A 22,495-nucleotide genomic window follows, 5' to 3' on the forward strand; every position below is an offset into this window, starting at 1 on the left:
TGCCTTGTTTACACTGCTGTTTTCTTTTTCAACTTGTAAACCACAAATGTCAATAAGAATTTAGCTATTAAAATAATAACGAAAATTTCATGCGAAGGATGGTAGCCCCAAAATACTAACACATATTTTCAGTGCATTACGATAAGCCCTTGTTACATCTGCTAGTGTTAAAACTGTGCATATGTATTGAATATCTCATTTAATACATCTACACCCGCTCCTTTACCATGCCCCTATGTCCCATAGTTACTGTAGGCCATATGCATTGATTAAAGCAGCTAGTCCACCCTGGTAACCTGAACCTACTGCAGCAAATTTCCACTCACCATTATGTCGGTAAAGCTCACAAAATACTACAGCCGTTTCAATACTGAAATCTTCACCTAGATCGTAGCGCAATACCTCTGACCCCGACTCTTCGTTCGTCAATCGTACATAGGCATTTAAGACTTGCCCGAAGTTTTGATGACGTCCCTCAGCATCGTAAATAGTAACCGTCACTACAATTTTTTCAATTTGAGGTGATACTTGCTTTAAGTTGACAAGAATTTTTTCATCATCCCCATCCCCTGCACCTGTACGATTATCTCCTGTATGGACAACAGATTGGTCTGGGCTCGCTAGATTATTATAGAAAATAAAGTCCTGTTCATTCCGACATTTACCTGAAGCATCTAGTAAAAATACAGATGCATCCAAGTCAAAGTCTTGTCCACCATCAAATTGCTTTACATCCCAGCCTAAACCAATGCCAATGCTATTTAAGCCTGGATCTTGCTTTGTTAAATCAATACGTTGCCCTTTACTTAATTGTATAGCCATTCAAAAATCTCCCTTTCTGTCCAAAGATGAAATTTTAGTTTACACTTAAGCCATAATCATTACATAAAGCAGCTAAGCCACCTTGATAGCCTGCACCAATCGCATTAAATTTCCATTCTCCGTTATGACGATATAATTCTCCTACAACAATAGCTGTTTCGATACTGAAATCCTCGCCTAAATCATAGCGAATAATTTCTTCGTTGGAAGCAGCATTCATAATACGAATATAGGCATTAGACACCATACCGAAGTTTTGACTGCGAGACTCTGCATCATGAATGGTTACTGTGAAAGCTAGTCGCTGAACATGGGCAGGTACTTGAGTTAATGCCACTTTCACCACTTCATCGTCACCTTCGCCTACACCTGTTAAATTATCGCCTGAATGCTCAACTGAACCATTGCCACCTGTAGTGTTGTTATAGAAAATAAAATCATTTTGATCTGCAACTTTACCTGTATCAGCAAGTAAAAATACAGAGGAGTCTAAGTCAAAATCATGACCACCATCATATTTATTTGTATCCCAGCCTAAACCTACAACAACATTCGTTAATCCTGGATTTGTTTTAGTTAAATCTACCTTCTGACCTTTTTGTAGTGAAATGCCCATAATTTTTATTCCTCCTAGTTAGTCAATTATTTATTGATATCTTCGAACAACGTCGCCAAGCTTTATGTCATTTGTTCCCGTACCAACCGCAGCAAATTTCCATTCGTTATTATGACGGTAAATTTCTCCACATACTAACGTCGTTAAATTCGAATAATTATCAGTTAAATTATAGCGAATTAATTCGCTTCCTGTCCTGTCATCATATACACGAATATATGCATTTTGAATCATACCGAAGTGTTGATTGCGACCTGCCGCATCATAAATGTTTACAACAAACACAAGCTTGTTATATTGCGAAGGTACAGACGATAGTTCAATTGTAATTACCTCATCATCACCATCGCCATCACCTGTCAAATTATCACCTGAATGTCGAACAGAACCGCAGCTACTTGTTAATTTCCCGAAATAAACAACATCGTCACCCGCTACAACCTTATCATCTTGTAACATTAATACTGAAGCATCACAGTCGATACTTCTGCCACTGCCACTATTTCTGCTAGAAAATAAACCACCTAAAAAGCCGCCACTTTTCTCTTGGCCTACAGGGTCCCACCCTAAACCAACTTTAATTTTATTTAATCCTGCGTTACCCTTTGTTAAATCAACTCTTTGTCCTTTTTGTAAATTAATCCCCAATTCTAACACCCTCCTAAAATATGTATTTCAGTCGAAAGATTTTATGGTAAGCAATAATCTACTAAGCTAAAAGATTTCTACTTAAATTAAGTCTAAAATAACGTGACAAAAAATTCAATTAATGGCTCCGAAAAGGTGTTTTCTCTTATTTTTGAAAGCCCCTCATGTCTTTTTCTATACTATAGAACGTTTTTGTAGTAAAAATGTTCCTTTTATATCCATTGGTCCACGCAGCTAAAAAAACCTTCTAACTTGTAGAAGGCTATTGTTCCTAATTACTAACTTTTCATTTTTGGATCAAGTGCATCTCGTAGTCCATCCCCCATTAGATTAAAGCCTAAAACTGTTAACATAATAGCTAAACCAGGGAAAATCATCGTCCACGGAGCATTTAATAAAAACTTCCGTGCATCCGCTAACATTTTGCCCCATTCTGGTGCTGGAGCTTGAGCCCCTAGCCCAAGGAAACCTAATGCTGCCGCTTCAATAATGGCTGTCGCAATTGCTAGTGTTCCCTGTACAATTATTGGGGTTATGGAATTCGGCAAAATATGTGAAAATAGAATTCGTGCATCACGCATGCCAATTGCTTTTGCCGCTACTATATATTCCTCTTCCTTGACACTTAAAACTTTAGAACGGATTAAGCGCCCAAAATTCGGTACGTTAATAATAGCAATGGCGATTAATGCATTTTGTAAAGATGGACCCAGCACTGATACTACTGCAATCGCTAGTAGCATACTAGGGAAAGCTAGCATAATATCAAAAATACGTGAAATTATCGTATCGATCCATTTTCCATAATAACCTGCAATGATGCCAAGTAAACTACCAATTATCACGGACAAAATAACAGAAAAAAAGCCTACCCATAGCGATATCCTTGCACCGTGAATGATCCTCGAAAAAATATCCCGTCCAAAATCATCCGTTCCAAACCAATGATCAGCGGATGGTGCCAGTAAGCGCTTCGTTAAATCTTGTTCATTGATGCCCTGCGGTGCAATGAACGGACCAATGACAGCCAGTAAAATGAAAAATATAACAATTCCTGCTCCCACAAGGGATACTTTACTCTTTTTAAAACTACGCCAGCCTTCGAGCCATGGACCTACTGCCTTTTCTCGAGCTGGTGCTACTTCTTTTTTTATATCGATTGCTCCAGTCATCATTGCAACTCCCTTCTATTTGTATTTAATCCGTGGGTCGACTACTGTGTACAGTAAATCCACGATTAAGTTAATCATGATGAAAATAAATGCAACGATGAGAATACCTGATTGAATAACAGGATAATCCCTGAAGCCAATCGCATCATAAATATAACGACCAATTCCTGGCCAACTAAAAATCGTCTCTGTTAGAATGGCACCACCTAGCAGTAATCCAGTTTGTAGACCAATTACCGTTAACACAGGAATAACCGCATTCTTTAATGCATGCTTATAAACAACGATAAACATTTTTTGTCCTTTTGCTCTTGCCGTCCTTACATAATCTGAACGCATAACTTCTAGCATGGAGGACCTTGTGATTCTTGCAATGATAGCCATCGGAATCGTTGCAAGTGCTACTCCTGGTAATATTAATCGCTTTATGACTTCGATGAATTGATCAAAGCGGCCTTGAATGAGTGTATCTAGTAAATAAAAATGGGTTATGGCGGTAATTGGATTTCGCACATCTTCTCGACCAGATGTAGGCAACCAACCAAGCTTACTACTAAATGTCCATTGCTCCATCAATCCAAGCCAGAACACGGGTACAGAAACACCGATTAACGCTATGATCATCGCTGTATAATCAAACCAAGAATTTTGGAACCATGCAGAAATAATGCCAGCATTCACACCAATAACGATCGCAATAATCATCGCAAATAATGCAAGTTCGGCTGTTGCTGCTAAGTATGGGAAAATTTCTTCTGATACAGGTAGTTTCGTACGTAGGGAAACTCCTAAATCTCCCTGAAAAATACCCCCTAAGTAACTAAAATATTGTGTATACCACGGCTTATCTAATCCTAAACTTGCGTTTAACGCCTCGACCGCCTCTTTTGTTGCCTGTTGTCCTAAAATAACCTGTGCTGGATTTCCAGGGATTGCTCGTATCAACATAAAGACGATAAAAGTCATTCCAAGCAAAACTGGGATTAGTTGAAGTAAACGTCTCCCCATATAGTGAAGCATTTTCATCACCTCTCTATGATTTTCATAATCTACTGTGAAGTCTTTATATACTGTTGAAAGGTTGAGCCTTCACTAAACGGTTTTGAATGTTTAGTTGAATTCTTTCATACAGGAAATAATCATTATCTTTACTTGAAAAGAATCTGCGAGATTTCCACGGCTTACCCGCAGAAAAGCAAGCAGATTCTTCACATTTTTTTGTTCAATTAAAAAATGATGAAATTTACTATTGAATATCTACTGCATCTAAACGGTCAGAGCCAGTAGGATGCGCAATGTAATTTGTAACTTTCTTGTTAGCAGCTAAAATTGGAATAGAGTGAGCAAGTGGAACCCATGGAGCATCCTCAGAAATAATTACTTGAGCTTGCTTATAAAGTTCATTACGCTTGTCTTCATCGATCTCAGTTTGAGCAGCTGTTAATATCTTGTGTAATTCTGGATTATCATAGAACGTATAGTTATTAGAACCAATATTATCGGCGTCTAATAACGTGTATAGGAAGTTATCCGCATCCCCATTATCGCCTGTCCAGCCAAGTAGGAATGCATCCGCTTCACCATTTTGAGCTTTTTCTAAATACGTAGCCCATTCAAATGACACAATTTTAGATTTAATACCTACGTCTTCTAAGTTCTTTTGAATCGCTTCAGCCACTTTTTGTCCGTCTGGCATGTATGGACGTGGTACTGGCATTGCCCATAGCTCAATTTCCTTGCCATCATAACCTGCTTCAGCAAGTAATGCTTTCGCTTTTTCAGGATCATACGTATAGCCTGTCACTTCATCGTTATAACCAGAAATTACTGGTGGCATTGGGTTTTTCGCTGGTTCAGCTAGCCCTTCATAAAACGCATCCACTAATGCTTGTTTATCAATTGCATAGTTGACTGCTTGACGTACTTTTACATTATCAAAAGGTGGACGTGTAACAGTTAAACCAAGGTAACCAACGTTCATAGATGGACGTTCGATTAACTGTAAATTTGCATCGCCTTCAATTGTTCCTTTATCAGAAGGACTTAAGCCATCAGCTACATCAATATTGCCTGCTAATAAATCATTTAAACGTGCTGAGTTTTCTGGAATAGAACGATAAATTACTTTATCTAATTTAGGATAGCCATCAATATAGTAATCTGGGTTTTTCTCAATTGTGATTGAATCATTACGTACCCAGCTAACAAACTTGAATGGACCCGTTCCTACAGGATTTGCAGATAAACCTTCTTCATCTGCTTCAAATGCTGTTGGAGAAGCAATTGCAAATGGAGACATTGCTAAATTTTTCAAAAATGGTGCTTGAGGTTGACTTAACTTAAAGACAACTGTGTAGTCTCCCTCTGCAGTTACAGATTCAATTACTTGCTTGTCACCAACGACAAATTGCGAACTAAAGTAAGGATGTTTATCCGCACCTGTTTTCCAACGTTCAATATTCTTAACAACAGCCTCAGCATTGAAATCTGTGCCATCATGGAATTTCACACCTTCTTGTAGCTGGAAAGTATACGTTAAACCATCCTCTGATGCCTCCCATGATTTGGCTAAGCCTGGTTGAATTGTTACATCTCGTTCACCAAAGTTTACAAGTGTTTCATAAATATTAGCTGTCACTGTGAAGGATTCACCGTCTGTAACAACAGCAGGGTCAAGTGCTACAGAATCTCCACCACGACCATAGACTAAAATTTTTGGTTCTCCACTGCTCGCTGTATCGCCACCAGTTGAAGTATCTTTACTACCCGTATCCTTGTTATCTGAGCCGCCACATGCTGCTAAGATTGTCGAGAGAATAAGGAGTAGCATTACACCTAAAGTCCAAAACTTCTTTTTCTTCATCGAATTTCCCCCTATGAGTTTTTATATCATTTAATGTTGTAGTGCCTCGTAAAGATGGCAAGCAACATAATGACCTGGTTTCACTTCTTGCATTTTAGGTACTACCTGTGAGCACTGATCCTTTTTAAATGGACATCTCGTATGGAATGTACAACCGCTTGGCGGGTTTGATGCACTTGGAATATCTCCAGAAATGATGATCTGTTCCCGTTCAAACGTAGGATCTGGAACAGGAACCGAAGATAAAAGTGCTTGTGTATATGGATGAAGCGGTTCAGCATATAAGTCCTCACTCGCTGTCAGCTCAACTAATTTACCTAAATACATAACGCCAACTCGATTACTGATATGACGTACAACCCCTAAATCATGGGAAATAAAAATATAAGTTAGCTTTAAATCCTTTTGCAGCTTTTGCAATAAATTCAAAACCTGTGCCTGAATGGACACATCAAGTGCAGATACTGGCTCGTCCGCAATAATTAAGCGTGGATTGGTCATCAGGGCTCTAGCAATGCCGATACGTTGCCTTTGCCCTCCACTAAATTGATGCGGATAGCGCTTGATATGATACTCATTCAATCCAACAATCTCAAGTAGCTCCAACACTTTCTGTTTTCGCTCTTTGGCATTACCTATCCCATGAACAATAAGGGGCTCCTCTAAAATTTTGCCAATGTTATGGCGAGGATTTAGTGAGGCATAGGGATCCTGAAAAATCATTTGAATATCTCTACGTGCCTTCCTCATTTCATTGTTGGATAATTCTGAAATCATTTTACCTGCGAATTCTATCTTACCTCCAGTTGGCTCTAGTAAACGCATTAATAAGCGACCCGTTGTGGATTTACCACAGCCTGATTCGCCAACAATTCCTAATGTTTCTCCTTCAAATACTTCAAAGGAAACATCATCTACAGCCTTTACATCCCCGGCATGTGAATTAAGGACTCCCTTTCGAATCGGAAAATATTTTTTTAACCCCTCAACCTTTAATAACGCTTTCGACACGTTGCTCCACCTCCTGCTTCTCTAGTAAAAAACATCTCGATTTATGATTCTCTGCTGCTTCAAATAAAGGTGGTGTTTCCTGTAAACAACGTTCCATTGCATATTCACAGCGTGCCGCAAAACGACAGCCTACCTGAATACTTCCTGGTTTCGGTACACTTCCAGGAATGGAGTATAAATTTTCCTTTTTATAACGCATGTCAGGTACTGATTGAATGAGTCCTTGTGTATAGGGATGTTTAGGATTAGTGAAAATTTCATGAATCGGCGCCTCTTCCACTATTTGTCCTGCATACATAACAATCACTCGCTCACAAGTTTCCGCGACAACCCCCAGATCATGTGTAATTAACAACACAGCTGTATTCAATCGTTTATTTAAGTCTTTCATAAGCTGTAAAATTTGGGCTTGTATCGTAACATCCAATGCAGTTGTAGGCTCATCCGCAATCAATACTTGAGGGTCACAGACAAGTGCCATAGCAATCATCACACGTTGACGCATACCGCCAGACAGCTGATGTGGGTAGTCCTTTAGCAATTCCTCAGCACGTGGTAGACCTACCAATTTCATAATTTCAACCGCTCTTGCAAACGCTTCCTTTTTTGACCATTTTGGATTGTGGATTAATATAGCTTCCTTTAACTGATCACCAATCGTGAACAAAGGGTTTAGCGAAGTCATCGGCTCTTGGAAAATCATTGCAATGTCTTTACCACGTATTTTTTGCATTTGTTTGTCCGTACATTTAGCAATATTTTTGCCATCTAGCAAAATTTCTCCACCAGTTATTTTACCTGGTGGTGATGGAATTAATCCCATGATGGACAGCGACGTAACACTTTTACCACTTCCCGATTCTCCTACAATCCCTAAAATTTCTCCTTCATGGACAGAAAAATCGATATCGTCTACAGCAGGAATTTGCCCATTATCTGTGAAAAAGGTTGTTTTCAAACCTTTTATTTCTAGTAGTTTTTTCCTCATGTGTAACGCCCCACCCTACCTATATTTTACTCAAATGTATAATAATATTAATAGAATACTATAACTTTCGTTAAATTCCTTATTTTCAGATAATTCTAACTAAAAATCATTACTCTTTCAATCATTAATATTCTGCAAATTACATAGAATTTCTACAATAATTGCCTTCGATAATAATAAAATCTTATAAAGAGATAATTTTTTACATTTTTCAAAAAAAAATAGCCTTCCATTTTCGAATAAATGAAAGACTTTTTTTGAAAAAAATTCTTAAACCATGTATTTTACGGAAAATTTTAATCTAAATGCTGTACTTGGAATAAATTATAATATGTCCCTTGACTGTCCATTAGCTGTTCATGTGTTCCACTTTCAATTAATTGACCATGATCGATGACGAATATCTTGTCAGCATGGGTAATTGTAGAAAGACGGTGCGCAATAATAATAGTTGTTCGTTCATGAGCAAGCTTGTCTAATGATTCTTGAATCAGTGCTTCACTTTCTAGATCTAATGCAGAAGTAGCCTCGTCAAGGATTAGAATTGGTGGATTTTTTAAAAACACACGCGCAATGGCAACTCGTTGTTTTTGTCCGCCAGAGAGCTTTACTCCTCTTTCCCCAACCTTTGTGTCATAACCATTAGGCAGACTCATAATAAAGTCATGGGCATTTGCCGCTTTCGCTGCTTCGATGACCTGTGCATCTGTTGCATCTGGTTTCCCCATTAAAATATTCTCTTTGACAGAGTCACTAAAAAGTATATTATCTTGCAGGACAATACCAATTTGAGATCGTAAGGAATGTAAAGTGACATCCCGTACATCTTTTCCATCAATGGTCACTTGCCCGCTTGTTGTATCATAAAAGCGAGGAATTAAACTGATAATCGTTGACTTACCACCACCACTCATCCCTACAAAGGCAACAGTCTCCCCAGGATTTATCGTTAAATCGATAGCATCTATAATAGGTGAGCCAGTTTCTTCATATTGGAAGGATACATTGTGAAAGCGAACCTGCCCATTTGCACGTGGGAGTTCACCAGCATAGTCCTTATCCTTGACTTCATAAGGCTCATCTATTAAATCGAACATTCGATCCATTGAAGCGATTGACTGCGTTAAAGTTGTGGACGAGCTAACCAGTCGACGAAGTGGGCCATATAAACGTTCAATATAAGCAATAAAAGCAACCATTGTTCCAACTGAAAGTGACCCATTTATTACTTGATAGCCCGCATAGGCTATAACTAGTAATGGCGCTACATCTGTAATGGTATTCACGACAGCAAATGATTTTGCATTCCACTTTGTTTGATCAAGCGCTTTTTCTAAAAACTCACCGTTTGCTGAATCGAACAATTTTTGTTCATGCTTTTCTAAAGTAAAGCTTTTAATAATGCTCATACCAGCTACACGTTCATGTAAATAGCTTTGTACACCTGCAAGTGCTTGAGAACGTTTCCGTGTCAAATCTCTCAATTTGCCAAAGAAGTATTTCACACTGAAAGCATAAAATGGAAATGCGATTAACGCTACTAGTGTTAGCTTCACATCCATGGTTAGCATAATGGCAATCGCAATTACAATTGTCGCCAGATCTAACCAAACATTCATTAAACCTGTCATGACAAAGGTTTTTGTTTGTTCAACATCATTAATTACTCTTGAAATAACATCTCCTGCTCGTGTATTGGCATAGTACCTTAAGCTTAAACGCTGTAAATGTGCATAAATTTCCTTACGAATATCAAATAGCACCTTGTTGCTTACGTGTTGTGCAAAATATTGTCGATAATATTCAATAGGTGGACGGATAATAAAGAATACAATAATAGTGCCACCTAGCCAATAAAATAGTTCTTTTGTTTTTTCTACATCTGTTAAGTCATCTGCTGCAATAATATCGTCTAGCACAATCTTAATGAGCAGTGGAATAAATAGTGGAATAGCAAATTTTACTATACCAATGATAATCGTTAAAATAATTTCCCATGTATAGGGTTTAACAAAGCGCATATATCGCTTAATGCTTCCCAATTTATCATCACATCCTTACAAAAGAAACAGACATTCGAAGATGAATGCCCTATGTATTATAGCAATATTTTGATTAAAATACAGTTATGATGACTTTATAGCGGACTATTTTACCTTTGCCTTAACAACACTCTGTTCCCCTCCAATAAAAAAACACCTATTAGTTAAACTAATAGGTGTCATGATTGATCATCTGACTGCATATCAAGCTGGAACTTGTAACGATTTGTCCAGACATCGATGAAATCGGGTGCAAATGGTCCTCTTTTTTGTTGAATCCAGCTTATTAATTTATCGACATTGCGCTTTAAAATCTTATCTATGACATCAGGATAAGACATTTCCTTACGATGGAGCTCATATTCATCCTCGTCTAAAAGGGTATAAGACATGTCAGGAAAAACTTTAATATCTAAATCATAGTCGATATATTTAATGGCATTATTATCGAAAACAAATGGTGAGCTTAGATTGCAATAATAATACACACCGTCTTCACGTAGCATACAGATGATGTTAAACCAGTGTTCCGCATGGAAGTAGCAAATAGAAGGCTCTCTCGTTAGCCATGTACGACCATCGGATTCTGTCACAAGTGTCCGTTCATTCGCACCGATTACGATATTTTTCGTTCCTTTTAAAACCATCGTTTCTTGCCAAACACGGTGGATACGGCCATTGTGCTTATAACTATGTATTTGTATCGTTTCTCCTTCTACCGGTAATGCCATTTTGTTAGCCCACCTTTTCGTCTATGCTACCTAAATCTAGCAGTCTCTAGTATATTATAGCAATGTGTACGCGAAAGGTGTAGTTAGAAAACCACAAATTTCACTACGCTATTTTGAATTTGTATAAAATTTAGTCAATTATAAGCGAATTTTATTATAATGTCAGCGTTGATGGGATTTTTTAGTTAATGCTATAGAGGATTTCCTTTTATGCTGACGATTTACTTACCTAAACAATTTGAAAGGGGCTGTCTTTTTCATCTTTTCGGATTTAAGACAGCCCCTTAGAGGTAAATGCAATTATGCAGTTACAAAGTGTTACTCACCTAAATCTTGGTTAGTTTTTGAGAAACGGCCAGAAGCTGGAGCTTTCTTTTGCTCTGCTTTCGCATTTTGCTTTTGCACTTCATTTACGTCCGTTTCATAACCAAACTCTTCACTTTGACGTTGCATGTTTTTATTCGGTTGGAAATTTTGGTTGTTTTGTTTTTTCATCATTCATTCACCTCCACGCTAGTTATTGTGTACGGAGGTGATGACTTTTATGCTCATGTATCAATGATTTTAAGAAGGTTTTATTTTCCTGCCGTTTGCTTTTTTACTTCATCCCAAATTTTTAGCATAGGCACAGGCATCGGTAAAAGTTCTATTTGCTCACGATTTAGCCAATCACCTAGCTCAGTCGATTCGCATTTTATATAATAGCTATTTAAATGCCAAGTTAAATGTGAAAAAACATGTTTAAATGTAAGTAATTCATGTTTGGCTTGGACAATTACTTTATATTCCATTGTAAAGTTTTCTACCGAAGATTGGCTTGTATCAATCATTGGAAATTGCCATAGATTAGCTAGCAGGCCTTGCTCAGGACGTTGTTGCATTAAAAATTGTCCTTTGTCATTTTCATATACGAGAACATCATATGTGAGATGCTTCATTTTTATCTTTTTTGATTTGACAGGTAATTTTTCTGGTTCTCCCTCATTAAAAGCTGTGCAATACTCTCTGACTGGGCATAATAAACATTTTGGAGAGGTAGGTGTACAAATAAGTGCACCCAGCTCCATTAAGCCCTGGTTAAACGATGAAGCATGATCAGGATCAATTAGTTCCTCAACCGCACTTTCGAAAATTTTCTTCGTTTTGGGAATAGCTATATCTTCATGTATATCAAGCACTCTACTTAGAACCCGCATAACATTACCGTCAACTGCATGTTCAGGCTTATTATAGGCAATACTTAAAATAGCACCTGCAGTATAGGGACCAACACCTTTTAATTTAGATATTTCATGGCGATTGTCAGGTACTATACCACCGTAATTTTCTATAACCTCACGAGCACCTGCTTGTAAATTGCGAGCACGAGAATAATAGCCAAGACCTTCCCAATGCTTTAATAAGTATTCTTGGGGTGCTTCTGCAAGCAAATCTAATGTTGGAAAACTTTCCATAAAGCGATTGTAATAAGGAATAACTGTGTCGACACGTGTCTGTTGTAGCATCACTTCAGATACCCAAATTTTATAAGGATCTGTTGTGTGTCTCCACGGTAAATCACGCTTCTCTGTGTTAAACCAGTCAACTAATGATTGTCGAAATTCTGTTACATATGGGTAATTCACAGTGACCTCCGTTGTTTTTACGATTTAATTTATGATGAAAAGGGTATACAATGAAGAAAAGAATATTCGTGGAAGATCGACAATAATCGTCGCTTTCGCACGAGTGTCAGAATATTTCAATATACCTTTTATTATGTTCGAAATAAAGTTGTATGCACATTGTACTCGATTTTAATGCATACTAGGAGTGGATATTTTTGGATTCAGGTACACATTTCGTTATGGGTATTGCCCTTGGCGGTCTTGCATTAGCTGACCCTGTAGTAGCCAATCATTCAATGACTTTTACAGCAGTAATGGCAGGTACAATTATTGGCTCACAAGCTCCAGATGTCGACACTGTGTTAAAACTACGTAATAACGCCATCTATATCAGACATCATCGTGGAATTACACACTCACTACCAGCTGTAGCTATATGGCCTATTTTAATTACAATTGTTTTATCACTGATTTTGCAAGATGTGAATGTGTTACATTTATGGCTTTGGACATTTTTAGCTGTTGCACTTCATGTTTTTGTCGATATTTTTAACGCGTATGGTACACAAGCAATTCGACCTTTCTCTCGAAAATGGGTTGCGTTAGGTGTCATTAATACCTTCGATCCCATCATTTTTACCTTACATTGTGTAGGTATTGTGTTATGGGCATTTGGTACAAATCCAGTATGGACATTCAGTATCATGTACGTGGTTATCGTGATTTACTATATTTTACGATTTGCTGTGCAAAAAGCAGTAAAAAACGCGGTGCATCATACTATTCAAGATGAAGAATATGTCATTGTAGCACCTACTATGCGCTTCTTCCACTGGCGAATCGCAGCAAAGTCAAAAACTCATTATTATGTTGGCCGTGCTTATGGAAGGACTGTTAATATTTACGATAAATTCGAAATTAAGCCTTTGCCTAAAACTGCGCTTGTAGATGCTGCAATGAAAGATCCTAACTTAGCTGCATTTGTGTCTTTCTCTCCTATGTATCGATGGGAGATTTCCGAGCTTGAAAACGGCCTAATAGAAGTAAGGTTAATCGATTTGCGTTACCGTAGTGACAATCGCTATCCTTTCGTTGCCGTAGCACATTTAAATGATGCGAATGACATTATTACGTCTTACACAGGCTGGATTTTTACAGAAGATAAGCTCCAGAAAAAACTACAAATTGGTGCGAGTAATTAAGCAGTAAACCCTGACCAATATTGGTCAGGGTTTTTATTATTGTACCATATCATCACTAGCATCTAGTAAATGTATATACTTCGGATTGCGCCCTGCAAAAGCATGTAGTTTATCACCATAGCTTGCAATTAATTGACGAACAAGATTTTCTGTATACTCTGCCCCACGATAATCATACCCTGCTTTCGCGGCAGTTGATTCAAAGTCACTCCATAACAACTCCACCCAAACCTGTGCCCGTCCAACAGACATCTGAGGATTCTTTGCAAGTAACTCTTGTGTTAGTTTCTCAATTTTTTCATCCATTTATTTGCCCACCTTTACTGGTGAAAGGATAGATACTGGTAGTGCCTCTTGGTACTTGTCTCCACCTAAACGATGACCCCAAGCAAAGCGACCCTTCAAATAATCTACTTGGAAAAACTCATTATCTGAACCATCAATACGATACATTTCTCCTGGAACGATTGTATCAAGATCCACTAAATAAGCCGCAGCCATTAAAGCTTTGCGTTCATAAACAGCAAACTCATTGATGATCCCTAGCTGTTCTGCCTTTCGAGCTTTCTCTTTTAGAAAAGCAATTTCCTCTCGCAATTCATGTTCAGACATAGCTGCATAATTTTTTTCACTCATTCTTCATTCTCCTTCTCTTCTATAAAACGATCTATTACTTCTATAGGAAAACCCTTTTGATAGAGCGCCTGTTTAACCTTCATTTTTAGCTCATAACCAGTATACTTCGATACGTACTTTTTCCAAACTTTTTCGCCTTGAGCATCAAGTAGCTGCTGCCAGTTGTCATCATCCTGCCCTATCTCAACTTGGCTAAGCACCTCTTCTACAATCGAGAAAGCATACCCTTTTCTTAATAAGTAATCCTGAATTTTGGTCTTAATCTGTGTTGGGGTCTTCTTGCTCTCCGCTCGAACAATTTTCTCTGCCAGTTGCTTCGCCAGTTTTACTTGTTCCTCAAAACTATATGTAGCAAGCACCTCATCCTGCAAGTTTTTCTCAATGCCTTTTTTGATCATGTCTTGTCTAATGGCTCTTGGTCCTTTTTTCATAGTAGCTTTCTTTGTATCAAGAAGAGCCTTTGAATAGTTTTCATCATTAATAAAGCCATAGGATTTTAACTTTTGGATTGCCTCTAACACTACAGCTTCTCCAAATTCTAAGTTGAGCAGTTTTTTCTTAACCTCATGCTCACTTCGCATTTGATATGAAAGGAAGTTTAACCCCTTATTAAATGCCTTACGTATCTCATCTTCATAGGCAATCTCTTGAATTTCGAATTCATCGAGCACCTTTCCCTTTGTTAAACCAAATTGAATGAGAATGGCTTCATCAACCGGAAAAGCATACTCTTCATTTAAATAGATATTATAGCGTTCAGGATTGTTTTTTTGACGTGCAATTTTCGTAATCATACGCATAGCAAACACCTCACTATTATCATTATAGCATTTCTTGATGGGGGATCTGACAATTAGCACGGTTAATTTCCCTTTGTTCGCGGGCATTCCCTTCCTTCCATGGGTAAACTTCCTGATCTGCAATTAATGCCTAAAGATGTTTACTTTTTGCTTACATGATAAACTTATTAGTAAGCGTTTTATTCGAGAAAAGAGGTGCTTGTTATGAAAATAGTGATTGCAGGTGGCACTGGCTTTGTTGGAAAAGCTCTTATACAGCTATTGCAGGACAACGGACATGACATTTTTGTCTTAACGCGTCATGAGTCCAAACTAGAAAATGGCGTTCACTATGTTCAATGGCTACATCAGCAGGAGCAAACTTTGGCCATCTTTGAAGGTGTAGATGCCTTTGTGAATTTAGCAGGTGTTTCATTAAATAATGGTCGTTGGACAAAAAAGCAAAAGAAAGCTATCTATTGGAGCAGAATGAATGCCACACTAGAGATTATACGTATAATGGACATGCTCACGATAAAACCAAAAGTCCTTGTCAATGCTAGTGCAGTTGGTATATACCCTACTTCCACACAAGCCATCTATGATGAAGATTTTGCGGATTACGCAACTGATTTTTTAGGCACTACAGTCCACGATTGGGAGCGACATGCGAAACGAGCAGAAGCATTAGGTATTCGTGTGGCTCTTGCACGCTTTGGTGTCATTTTAGGTAGAAATAGTGGCGCACTTCCACCCATGCTATTGCCCTATCAAATGCATATAGGTGGAACGATTGGCTCTGGGGAGCAATGGCTTTCATGGGTACATATTGAAGATGTAGCACGTGCTATTTATTTTGCTATTACAAATGAAAATATTCATGGACCATTTAATATAACAGCCCCGCATCCTATGAGAATGAAGGAATTTGGTCAAACGATTGCCGAAGTCATGGGCAGACGTCATTGGCTGCCTGTTCCTAGCTTTGCGATGCGTTTAGCTCTCGGCGAACAAAGCATACTTGTTTTAGAAGGACAACAAGTGCTACCAACCCTATTAGAACAACAACATTTTATATTTAAATACCCTTATTTAAAGCAAGCACTTGAAAATTTGTTAAAGGCTCAAAATAGAAAAAATTAAGTTGGATAATTTTTTAAGTAATTACGCATTCTAATGAAAAAGAAAGGATGCGTTTTTTATGTGGAAACAACATATTGTTGGTGCGGTAATTGCTACTTTTATTATTGCCGCAGGAATTAGCTTTAATCCATTTTTTGCTGCTGGTTCTGATGAACACCATTGGGGTTTTAAACGTGCTAAAAACGGTGAGCAGGCAGAGGCAGGAGCACAGCTCGATCAGTTACTCGACAAATATGGTGCGATTTATAAAGGGAAGGCAGATAAAAAAATTGCCTATTTAACATTTGATAATGGCTATGAAAACGGCTTTACTGAAAGTATTTTGGATACATTGAAAAAAGAAAATGTACCTGCTACTTTCTTTTTAACAGGCCATTACTTAGACAGTGCAAGCGATTTAGTAAAACGTATGGTGAAGGATGGTCATACTATTGGGAATCACTCATATGGACACCCTAATATGGCTCGACTTTCGCCAGATGGCATGCGTGCAGAATGGCAAAAGTTCGATGGCAAGTTACGTGAATTGACAGGCATCGATCGTACAACATACGCTCGTCCACCTGAAGGAATTTTTAATGCAAAAGTGCTAGAGGTGGGCAATGCTGAAGGTTATCGTCATATTTTCTGGTCTGTGGCCTTTAAGGATTGGATGAAGGATGAGCGTCGTGGGGCAGATTATGCTTATAATGCACTTATGGAACAACTGCATCCTGGTGCCGTTATTTTAATGCATACCGTAGCACAGGATAATGCCGAAGCATTACCAATGTTTATTGCAGAAGCTAAAAAGCAAGGTTATACGTTCTTATCGCTTGATGATTTAGTATTAGAATACGAAGATTTCCCTGTTGCTTTGCAATCGCCTGCTCCTTCGCTATAATGGGGAGATGACAATATAGAGCAGGGACGTGGAACGTTTGACGCAGCAAACAACAATGACCGTGGGACAAAAATTCCCACTAACAATAAAAAGGCTAGGCATTAATGGTGAAGGTGTAGGCTTTTATAAACGTAATGTGATATTTGTAAAAGGAGCCATTCCTGGTGAAGAGATCACAGCTCAAGTAACAAAAACACAACGTAATTTTGCTGAAGCAGAGATTTTAGCCATTCGTAAAGCTTCAAAACATCGTCAGGAAGCACCGTGCCCAGTGTACAATGAGTGCGGCGGCTGCCAGCTTCAGCATATGACCTATGAAAAACAGCTAATAGAAAAGCGAGACATAGTTATACAAGCATTAGAGCGTTATGCCAAACCTTTACTCGAAACAATTGAAGTGCGAAAAACACTTGGCATGGATGATCCTTGGCATTATCGTAATAAAAGCCAATTCCAAGTACGTAAAGAAGGCAAGCGTGTTTACGCAGGTTTATTTGCTGAAGGAAGTAATAAGCTGTTAAACATTAATGATTGCCTTGTTCAACATCCGATCACTTCCAAAATCACCGTTGCCACTCGAAAAATTTTGCAAAAGCTAAATATCACTATTTACGATGGTCGTACGCTAGATGGTTTAGTGCGTACGATTGTTGTACGTACAGGTATTCGTACCGGGGAGACACAAGTCGTTCTTGTCACAACAAGGAAAGAAATCCCTCATTTAGCTGAATTGATTACACGTATTAAAAAAATTGATCCGAGTATAGTATCCATTGCGCAAAATATTAACCGTGAAAAAACATCATTAATCTTCGGTGATGAAACTGTTGTACTTGATGGCAAAGAAACCATTCATGAAGAGCTTGGTGAATTGGCTTTTGATTTATCCGCTCGCGCCTTCTTCCAACTAAATCCAACGCAAACAGTTCATCTTTATGATGAAATTAAAAAAGCTGCTGCTTTAACGGGAAAAGAAACAGTGGTTGATGCATACTGTGGCGTTGGCACAATTGGATTATGGTTAGCGGATAAAGCGAAGGAAGTTCGTGGAATGGATGTCATTCCTGAAAGCATTCAGGATGCTCGTAAAAATGCTCGAAACCATGGCTTCAAGCATACGAAATATGCAGTCGGTACAGCGGAAAGTGTCCTAGCAAAATGGCGCAAGGAAGGATTTACTCCTGATGTGATTACGGTAGATCCACCACGTACAGGACTAGCACCTGAATTTATTCGAACAGTCCTTAAACTAAAACCTAAACGTTTTGTTTATACCTCCTGTAACCCATCCACTTTGGCAAAGGACTTACAACAGTTAACGAAGCTTTATCATGTTGAGTATATTCAGCCTGTGGATATGTTCGCACAAACGGCGCAGGTGGAATGCGTTGCAAAACTTGTTTTAAAAAACAAATAGTATGAAAAGGACGTTTCCCTAGGAGACGTCCTTTTTCTAATGCACAGCACAAGCTGCCTGGTGGATGATGGATGGTCCAGAAAAGTCGATACCTTAACCAATAACCCAGGATTTAAATGATTATTAAATGTTAAATTTTCAGCTTTTATCCAAAGAACTTTAAAACGTAAGCTTTGTACTTTCACCTTTTACCTTTGAGCTTTCAAATCAGTTTAGTTGAAAGTTACCATTGGAGTAAGGCATGTTTTACGTTTTAACTCGCACACATGCCTTGAAGCGCGAGTGACTTTTCGTTTTCCATTTTCGCTAGGACATGCAAATCTTTTTAAACGTGTACTTCAATAAAGGTTGTGGCATTCGACTCTGATAAGACAGCGTCCACCTCTGATTCAAATTCTTCAATCCGATTGCTCAATTTCTCAATTTGTTGTTTAACATTTAGGGGATCAATGATTTCAAACTCATTTCTTTTCATAAATGTTTCGGTATGTAATTTAACTTCCTCTGGTGATTGTTTATCTTTATTGCCCAATATGTTAATTAAATAGGTTTCCAGCTTTGCAGGTAATGCATCATTTTCTTTGGCAACCGTATTGATAGCTGAACGATGCTGATGCTGAATAACTTCTAGCAAATTCTTTTCGTATTGAATGGATTGTTTCCGTTCAATTGCCTCCGCTACAGTCATTTCCTCTTTGCCCACCAACACCTTTGTGTTTGCATTGGACTGCACAACTAGTGCTTTTATTTTATTTCGATAGGAAATTAAACCTAGCACTTTATCATAGGATGCTTGCATTTGTTTTTCATATTCAGGAATGTCTACACCATTAATTTTACGATTGCTTTTTCGATTAGCTACGACTGCGCTAACCTCATTTGTTGCTGCTTCAATTCGTAGAGTCAGCATTTTTAATTCTGTTAAAGCACGGTGGATAGATAGTTTTTTCATTTCTGTCATGATAAAAACCTCCTTTTTAAGCAAGTGTTCCTTTATTATAAATAGAAAGATAGATAATGTCCAAAAATACCCATTTTATTTTTTATTGCTTTCATTAGAACATGTCTGTATAATAATTTTCTAGGTGCCAAACCTATGTAACTTGGACGGAACATCCTTGTTACGCAAAAAACGCCATAACAGCACGGATTTGCTGGGCGTTTTTTGTTTTTTGAGCGGGAGATGAGCCCCGCTCTTTTTATTTTGCCATCGTTGGTTGTTGATGCTTGCGGCGTCCAAATATAAATAAAACGATTGCAACGGCTAGCAAAAGCATAGCCACAAGTAAAAGGAAGCTATAATTTTTTACATATTCTAAATAAACTCCACCTAAAAATGGACCTGTTAAGCTACCAATACTTAAAGCAATTCCGCATAGTAAATTCCCCGTAGGCAGTAGCTCCTTTGGTGTCAAATCAGCCATAAATGTAATTCCTAAAGAAAACATCGAGCCAACCAGCGTACCCGTTAAGAAAAATGCGACCGCCACAGCGAATTGTGAATGCTCTAAAAAACTTGCAATCGCAAAAATAATTGCGCCACCAAATGACCCAATCATCAAAATATTCCTTCTCCCTACTTTATCTCCTAGTGCACCAAGCGGCACTTGCGTTAAAATACCACCAAATGTAAAAACAGATAAAATGATAGGAATCATGCCGACTTCAAAGCCCTTGCGTAGTGCATAGACAGGAAACAAGGCATTTAGTGAAGACTCCAGAAAGCCATAAACAAATGGACCTAAAAAGGCAATCCACCCAAATAAAATAGCCATTTTGTACCGTTGCCACCCTCTGGCATTTAAGTCACCTGTTAAACGCTCAGGCTTTTCATTTTGTAAGAGAAATACAAAGGACCATGCTAATAGGCACATTATTGAAGATACGATAAACGGTAGCGCCTCAGCAATTTCAATTAGCCTCACCATAAGTGGTCCAACAGCAAAACCTATGCTAAATGATAAGCCATAGATGGCCATTCCCTTTCCTAAGCTTTTATGATCTGCTGTACTTGTAATCCATGTTTGTGTCGCATAATGCAAGGCATGATCGCCTACGCCAATTAATAAACGAAGGACAAACCAAAAGGTCACACTTTTCCATAGAGGAAATGCAAGTAAAGACGCAAAAACTAGTGCTCCACCAATTAAAATAATCGGTTTATAGCCCCACCTGCGTAAGGGCTGCTCGATAAATGGTGAAATCAATAATGTTCCTATGTATAAGCCTGTTGCATTCAAGCCATTCAATGCAGAGGATACCCCATCACGTTCAAAAATTATCGAAATAAGCGGTAATAGCATCCCTTGTGAAAAGCCTGATATGGATACAATTATTACTAAAATGGTAAATCTTTTCTTGCTGTAATCTGAGAAGTACGTCATTTTTCCCTCCACTATCTAGTCATTCTTCCAAAGAACAGCATACCAAAAAGCCTTAGCGCTCACCACATGTGATTTTACGCTAAGGCTTAACTAATACTTATCCTCATTTAATTGTATAAACACGATTTTCGGCTTTTGAATATTACCGATTACTTGTTTAAACTCCCTCCTTTTCGAGTTAGCGTTACAGATGACTTTTTTCAATCAGCTCCTTTACTTTATCTTAAAACAACTTTAACATACATACTCAATATTGTAAATATTCTGTCTATTGTTTTTTTAAAATTAATCTCTTAGTCCTAGGTGTTTCCCTAAACATTGAAATTTAAGCTCAAATCGGCTACGATGAAAGGGATGAAATGAGGTGTACGAATGTCAAAGCCAATCACTAATAAAGAGCAACAAGTAACCTATTTAAAAGAGCGTCTGGAGATGTTTTTAGAAGTATTAGATGCCCTTGATCCTGAAACAGCTGAGTTAGAAGATATTGATCGCTTAATCCAAATGATGGATGATTTAGAGGACAAAATGGAGCAATTTCATGCTCGTGAACAATAATGAATAAAAAAACAAGCGAGCATCGTGTGCTCGCTTGTTTTTTAATGGCAATCCCAATTATAAAGTACCTTGCTAAAATCTTTATTCATTAACTCTTCCTCTGTGATAAAGAAATTGCCAACGCCACAATCACCCCAAAGAATATTGTCGCCGACACTATCAATCTGTAACAGCAAAATGATTGAATCTTTATAATCTCCATATGCTCGAGGATCCTCTTGCGTAAAGAATGGATAGCCTCCAATTTTACAACCATCACCAGTCATAGCATCATAGAAGCTGTCTTCTAATGCTTCGTCATCCTCCAAAGCTGTTAAGATGCTAGCATACTTTTCATTGCTTCTAAAATCATCAATCGACATCGGCTCAACGCCTGTAGTAAAGGATAATGCCATTTCACGCTCGACAGGAAAATATAATTCCTCATCATCTATTTCTATAAAAGAAAAGTCTTGTATAAGCTGTGCTTCATCTTGCATAACTTGTTCATGAAATATTACACGAAAGCCTTCTTGTTTTTGTCCATTATCAAAATCCATTCCTAAAACATCGTCATAACCATCAATATAAAACTGCAATATTCCCTCTTCTGGGAAATTGGGTAAATGCATAGGAACCTCTGCAAAGTTAATTTGAGCTAATAGCTTTAACGGTTGTCCCTTCATGTTTTTTGGATATTCCATCGCCAATGGGAAATAAGGATCTCCTGCAAACTTACTTTGAAATAAAGTTGTCTTGCTTATCTCCGTATTAACCATTACAACAGGCTTCATTGTCCCCTCTATTAATGGTCTATATTGCTCGAATGCTTCTGGTAATTCAAGTAAAGTTTTAGCAGCCATGCAAGTTCCGCCTAATATTGGATTTATTCTATTTTAGAACAAATGTTCTGTAAAATCAATACTCTCCTTCTATATTATTAAAATATGCTTTAATTTAGCAGTCTCAGATAAGGACTCTTTTTTTCATTAGTTGAAAAGAGTATAATGTAAC

Annotated in this window: 23 protein-coding genes; 5 read left to right on the forward strand and 18 right to left on the reverse strand. The window is 38.0% G+C overall.

Features of this window, described 5'->3' with window-relative positions:
• Window positions 1-246: 246 nt before the first annotated feature.
• The 12 genes from L6W14_RS19435 to mutY form a co-directional block, all read right to left on the reverse strand.
• On the reverse strand, window positions 247-822 hold the full coding sequence (locus L6W14_RS19435) for a TerD family protein (RefSeq protein ID WP_016994007.1): 576 nt from the start codon (window positions 820-822) through the stop codon (window positions 247-249).
• Window positions 823-856: 34 nt separating this feature from the next.
• Entirely contained in the window at window positions 857-1,438 is a 582-nt protein-coding gene (locus tag L6W14_RS19440; RefSeq protein ID WP_048394760.1) for a TerD family protein, read from the reverse strand.
• 30 nt (window positions 1,439-1,468) lie between these two features.
• Window positions 1,469-2,086 carry a TerD family protein gene (locus tag L6W14_RS19445; RefSeq protein WP_131521930.1) on the reverse strand — a complete coding sequence of 206 codons (618 nt, stop codon included), beginning with the start codon at window positions 2,084-2,086 and terminating at the stop codon, window positions 1,469-1,471.
• Window positions 2,087-2,364: 278 nt separating this feature from the next.
• On the reverse strand, window positions 2,365-3,261 hold the full coding sequence (nikC, locus tag L6W14_RS19450; RefSeq protein ID WP_131521931.1) for a nickel transporter permease: 897 nt from the start codon (window positions 3,259-3,261) through the stop codon (window positions 2,365-2,367).
• Between the two features lie 12 nt (window positions 3,262-3,273).
• The gene (locus L6W14_RS19455) at window positions 3,274-4,278 is read right to left on the reverse strand and encodes an ABC transporter permease (protein WP_131521932.1); all 1,005 of its coding nucleotides are present in this window, start codon (window positions 4,276-4,278) and stop codon (window positions 3,274-3,276) included.
• Window positions 4,279-4,504: 226 nt separating this feature from the next.
• Window positions 4,505-6,121: an ABC transporter substrate-binding protein gene (locus tag L6W14_RS19460; protein ID WP_131521933.1), complete on the reverse strand. Its 1,617-nt coding sequence runs from the start codon at window positions 6,119-6,121 to the stop codon at window positions 4,505-4,507.
• A 30-nt stretch (window positions 6,122-6,151) separates the two neighbouring features.
• Window positions 6,152-7,132, reverse strand: coding sequence for an ABC transporter ATP-binding protein (locus L6W14_RS19465; RefSeq protein WP_131521934.1), 981 nt, complete (start codon window positions 7,130-7,132; stop codon window positions 6,152-6,154).
• On the reverse strand, window positions 7,107-8,120 hold the full coding sequence (locus L6W14_RS19470) for an ABC transporter ATP-binding protein (RefSeq protein ID WP_009371539.1): 1,014 nt from the start codon (window positions 8,118-8,120) through the stop codon (window positions 7,107-7,109). The genes L6W14_RS19465 and L6W14_RS19470 overlap by 26 nt, the downstream gene beginning before the upstream one ends.
• Window positions 8,121-8,416: 296 nt before the next feature.
• A complete protein-coding gene (locus tag L6W14_RS19475) occupies window positions 8,417-10,162 on the reverse strand; it encodes an ABC transporter ATP-binding protein (protein WP_305799918.1) in 1,746 nt (581 codons plus the stop codon).
• Window positions 10,163-10,341: 179 nt separating this feature from the next.
• Entirely contained in the window at window positions 10,342-10,893 is a 552-nt protein-coding gene (locus L6W14_RS19480; RefSeq protein WP_004230486.1) for a nucleoside tri-diphosphate phosphatase, read from the reverse strand.
• 318 nt (window positions 10,894-11,211) lie between these two features.
• The gene (locus L6W14_RS19485; protein ID WP_004230485.1) at window positions 11,212-11,391 is read right to left on the reverse strand and encodes a gamma-type small acid-soluble spore protein; all 180 of its coding nucleotides are present in this window, start codon (window positions 11,389-11,391) and stop codon (window positions 11,212-11,214) included.
• Window positions 11,392-11,468: 77 nt separating this feature from the next.
• Window positions 11,469-12,518 (reverse strand): A/G-specific adenine glycosylase, encoded by a 1,050-nt coding sequence (gene mutY, locus L6W14_RS19490; RefSeq protein WP_048394777.1) that lies wholly within the window; start codon window positions 12,516-12,518, stop codon window positions 11,469-11,471.
• 197 nt (window positions 12,519-12,715) lie between these two features.
• Between mutY and L6W14_RS19495 the strand changes: the two genes are divergently transcribed.
• Complete coding sequence (locus tag L6W14_RS19495) at window positions 12,716-13,702, forward strand: metal-dependent hydrolase (RefSeq protein WP_054549020.1); 987 nt, start codon at window positions 12,716-12,718, stop codon at window positions 13,700-13,702.
• A gap of 36 nt (window positions 13,703-13,738) precedes the next feature.
• On the opposite strand, the gene L6W14_RS19500 is transcribed toward L6W14_RS19495, so the two are convergent.
• Genes L6W14_RS19500 through recX form a run of 3 tightly spaced genes read right to left on the reverse strand, consistent with a single transcriptional unit; the run spans window position 13,739 to window position 15,138 of the window.
• Window positions 13,739-14,008, reverse strand: a complete 270-nt coding sequence (locus tag L6W14_RS19500; RefSeq protein WP_048394780.1) for a YfhJ family protein — start codon at window positions 14,006-14,008, stop codon at window positions 13,739-13,741.
• Window positions 14,009-14,338 carry a YfhH family protein gene (locus L6W14_RS19505; protein ID WP_036076977.1) on the reverse strand — a complete coding sequence of 110 codons (330 nt, stop codon included), beginning with the start codon at window positions 14,336-14,338 and terminating at the stop codon, window positions 14,009-14,011.
• The gene (gene recX / locus L6W14_RS19510; RefSeq protein ID WP_036219262.1) at window positions 14,335-15,138 is read right to left on the reverse strand and encodes a recombination regulator RecX; all 804 of its coding nucleotides are present in this window, start codon (window positions 15,136-15,138) and stop codon (window positions 14,335-14,337) included. Before recX ends, L6W14_RS19505 begins: the two co-directional genes overlap by 4 nt.
• Window positions 15,139-15,342: 204 nt before the next feature.
• On the opposite strand from recX, the gene L6W14_RS19515 reads away from it, so the two are divergent.
• From L6W14_RS19515 to rlmD, 3 genes are read left to right on the forward strand one after another with little or no spacing between them, the layout of a single operon-like run.
• Window positions 15,343-16,260 carry a TIGR01777 family oxidoreductase gene (locus L6W14_RS19515; protein WP_237898724.1) on the forward strand — a complete coding sequence of 306 codons (918 nt, stop codon included), beginning with the start codon at window positions 15,343-15,345 and terminating at the stop codon, window positions 16,258-16,260.
• Window positions 16,261-16,318: 58 nt separating this feature from the next.
• Entirely contained in the window at window positions 16,319-17,143 is an 825-nt protein-coding gene (locus L6W14_RS19520) for a polysaccharide deacetylase family protein (protein WP_009371550.1), read from the forward strand.
• 37 nt (window positions 17,144-17,180) lie between these two features.
• Window positions 17,181-18,560, forward strand: coding sequence for a 23S rRNA (uracil(1939)-C(5))-methyltransferase RlmD (gene rlmD, locus L6W14_RS19525; protein ID WP_131521937.1), 1,380 nt, complete (start codon window positions 17,181-17,183; stop codon window positions 18,558-18,560).
• A 325-nt stretch (window positions 18,561-18,885) separates the two neighbouring features.
• On the opposite strand, the gene L6W14_RS19530 is transcribed toward rlmD, so the two are convergent.
• Both L6W14_RS19530 and L6W14_RS19535 read right to left on the reverse strand, forming a co-directional pair.
• Window positions 18,886-19,521 carry a hypothetical protein gene (locus L6W14_RS19530; RefSeq protein ID WP_131521938.1) on the reverse strand — a complete coding sequence of 212 codons (636 nt, stop codon included), beginning with the start codon at window positions 19,519-19,521 and terminating at the stop codon, window positions 18,886-18,888.
• Between the two features lie 238 nt (window positions 19,522-19,759).
• Entirely contained in the window at window positions 19,760-20,944 is a 1,185-nt protein-coding gene (locus L6W14_RS19535; RefSeq protein WP_237898726.1) for an MFS transporter, read from the reverse strand.
• Window positions 20,945-21,316: 372 nt separating this feature from the next.
• On the opposite strand from L6W14_RS19535, the gene L6W14_RS19540 reads away from it, so the two are divergent.
• Window positions 21,317-21,502 (forward strand): SE1561 family protein, encoded by a 186-nt coding sequence (locus tag L6W14_RS19540; protein ID WP_237898727.1) that lies wholly within the window; start codon window positions 21,317-21,319, stop codon window positions 21,500-21,502.
• A 41-nt stretch (window positions 21,503-21,543) separates the two neighbouring features.
• Here L6W14_RS19540 and L6W14_RS19545 read toward each other — a convergent pair whose 3' ends face one another.
• Window positions 21,544-22,344, reverse strand: a complete 801-nt coding sequence (locus L6W14_RS19545; RefSeq protein WP_131521941.1) for a YwqG family protein — start codon at window positions 22,342-22,344, stop codon at window positions 21,544-21,546.
• Window positions 22,345-22,495 lie beyond the last annotated feature (151 nt).

The sequence above is a fragment of the Lysinibacillus sp. ACHW1.5 genome (assembly GCF_022014815.1).
In the GTDB taxonomy this organism is placed as follows: domain Bacteria; phylum Bacillota; class Bacilli; order Bacillales_A; family Planococcaceae; genus Lysinibacillus; species Lysinibacillus capsici.

Bases quoted from the DNA above. Each gene is read 5' to 3' on its own strand.
- L6W14_RS19515 (WP_237898724.1), top strand. From the start codon at position 15,343: ATGAAAATAGTGATTGCAGGTGGCACTGGCTTTGTTGGAAAAGCTCTT.
- L6W14_RS19535 (WP_237898726.1), bottom strand. From the start codon at position 20,944: ATGACGTACTTCTCAGATTACAGCAAGAAAAGATTTACCATTTTAGTA.
- L6W14_RS19540 (WP_237898727.1), top strand. From the start codon at position 21,317: ATGTCAAAGCCAATCACTAATAAAGAGCAACAAGTAACCTATTTAAAA.
- L6W14_RS19455 (WP_131521932.1), bottom strand. From the start codon at position 4,278: ATGCTTCACTATATGGGGAGACGTTTACTTCAACTAATCCCAGTTTTG.
- L6W14_RS19480 (WP_004230486.1), bottom strand. From the start codon at position 10,893: ATGGCATTACCGGTAGAAGGAGAAACGATACAAATACATAGTTATAAG.
- L6W14_RS19485 (WP_004230485.1), bottom strand. From the start codon at position 11,391: ATGATGAAAAAACAAAACAACCAAAATTTCCAACCGAATAAAAACATG.
- L6W14_RS19505 (WP_036076977.1), bottom strand. From the start codon at position 14,338: ATGAGTGAAAAAAATTATGCAGCTATGTCTGAACATGAATTGCGAGAG.
- L6W14_RS19440 (WP_048394760.1), bottom strand. From the start codon at position 1,438: ATGGGCATTTCACTACAAAAAGGTCAGAAGGTAGATTTAACTAAAACA.
- L6W14_RS19435 (WP_016994007.1), bottom strand. From the start codon at position 822: ATGGCTATACAATTAAGTAAAGGGCAACGTATTGATTTAACAAAGCAA.
- L6W14_RS19545 (WP_131521941.1), bottom strand. From the start codon at position 22,344: ATGGCTGCTAAAACTTTACTTGAATTACCAGAAGCATTCGAGCAATAT.
- L6W14_RS19500 (WP_048394780.1), bottom strand. From the start codon at position 14,008: ATGGATGAAAAAATTGAGAAACTAACACAAGAGTTACTTGCAAAGAAT.
- L6W14_RS19530 (WP_131521938.1), bottom strand. From the start codon at position 19,521: ATGACAGAAATGAAAAAACTATCTATCCACCGTGCTTTAACAGAATTA.
- nikC (WP_131521931.1), bottom strand. From the start codon at position 3,261: ATGATGACTGGAGCAATCGATATAAAAAAAGAAGTAGCACCAGCTCGA.
- recX (WP_036219262.1), bottom strand. From the start codon at position 15,138: ATGCGTATGATTACGAAAATTGCACGTCAAAAAAACAATCCTGAACGC.
- L6W14_RS19470 (WP_009371539.1), bottom strand. From the start codon at position 8,120: ATGAGGAAAAAACTACTAGAAATAAAAGGTTTGAAAACAACCTTTTTC.
- L6W14_RS19520 (WP_009371550.1), top strand. From the start codon at position 16,319: ATGTGGAAACAACATATTGTTGGTGCGGTAATTGCTACTTTTATTATT.
- L6W14_RS19460 (WP_131521933.1), bottom strand. From the start codon at position 6,121: ATGAAGAAAAAGAAGTTTTGGACTTTAGGTGTAATGCTACTCCTTATT.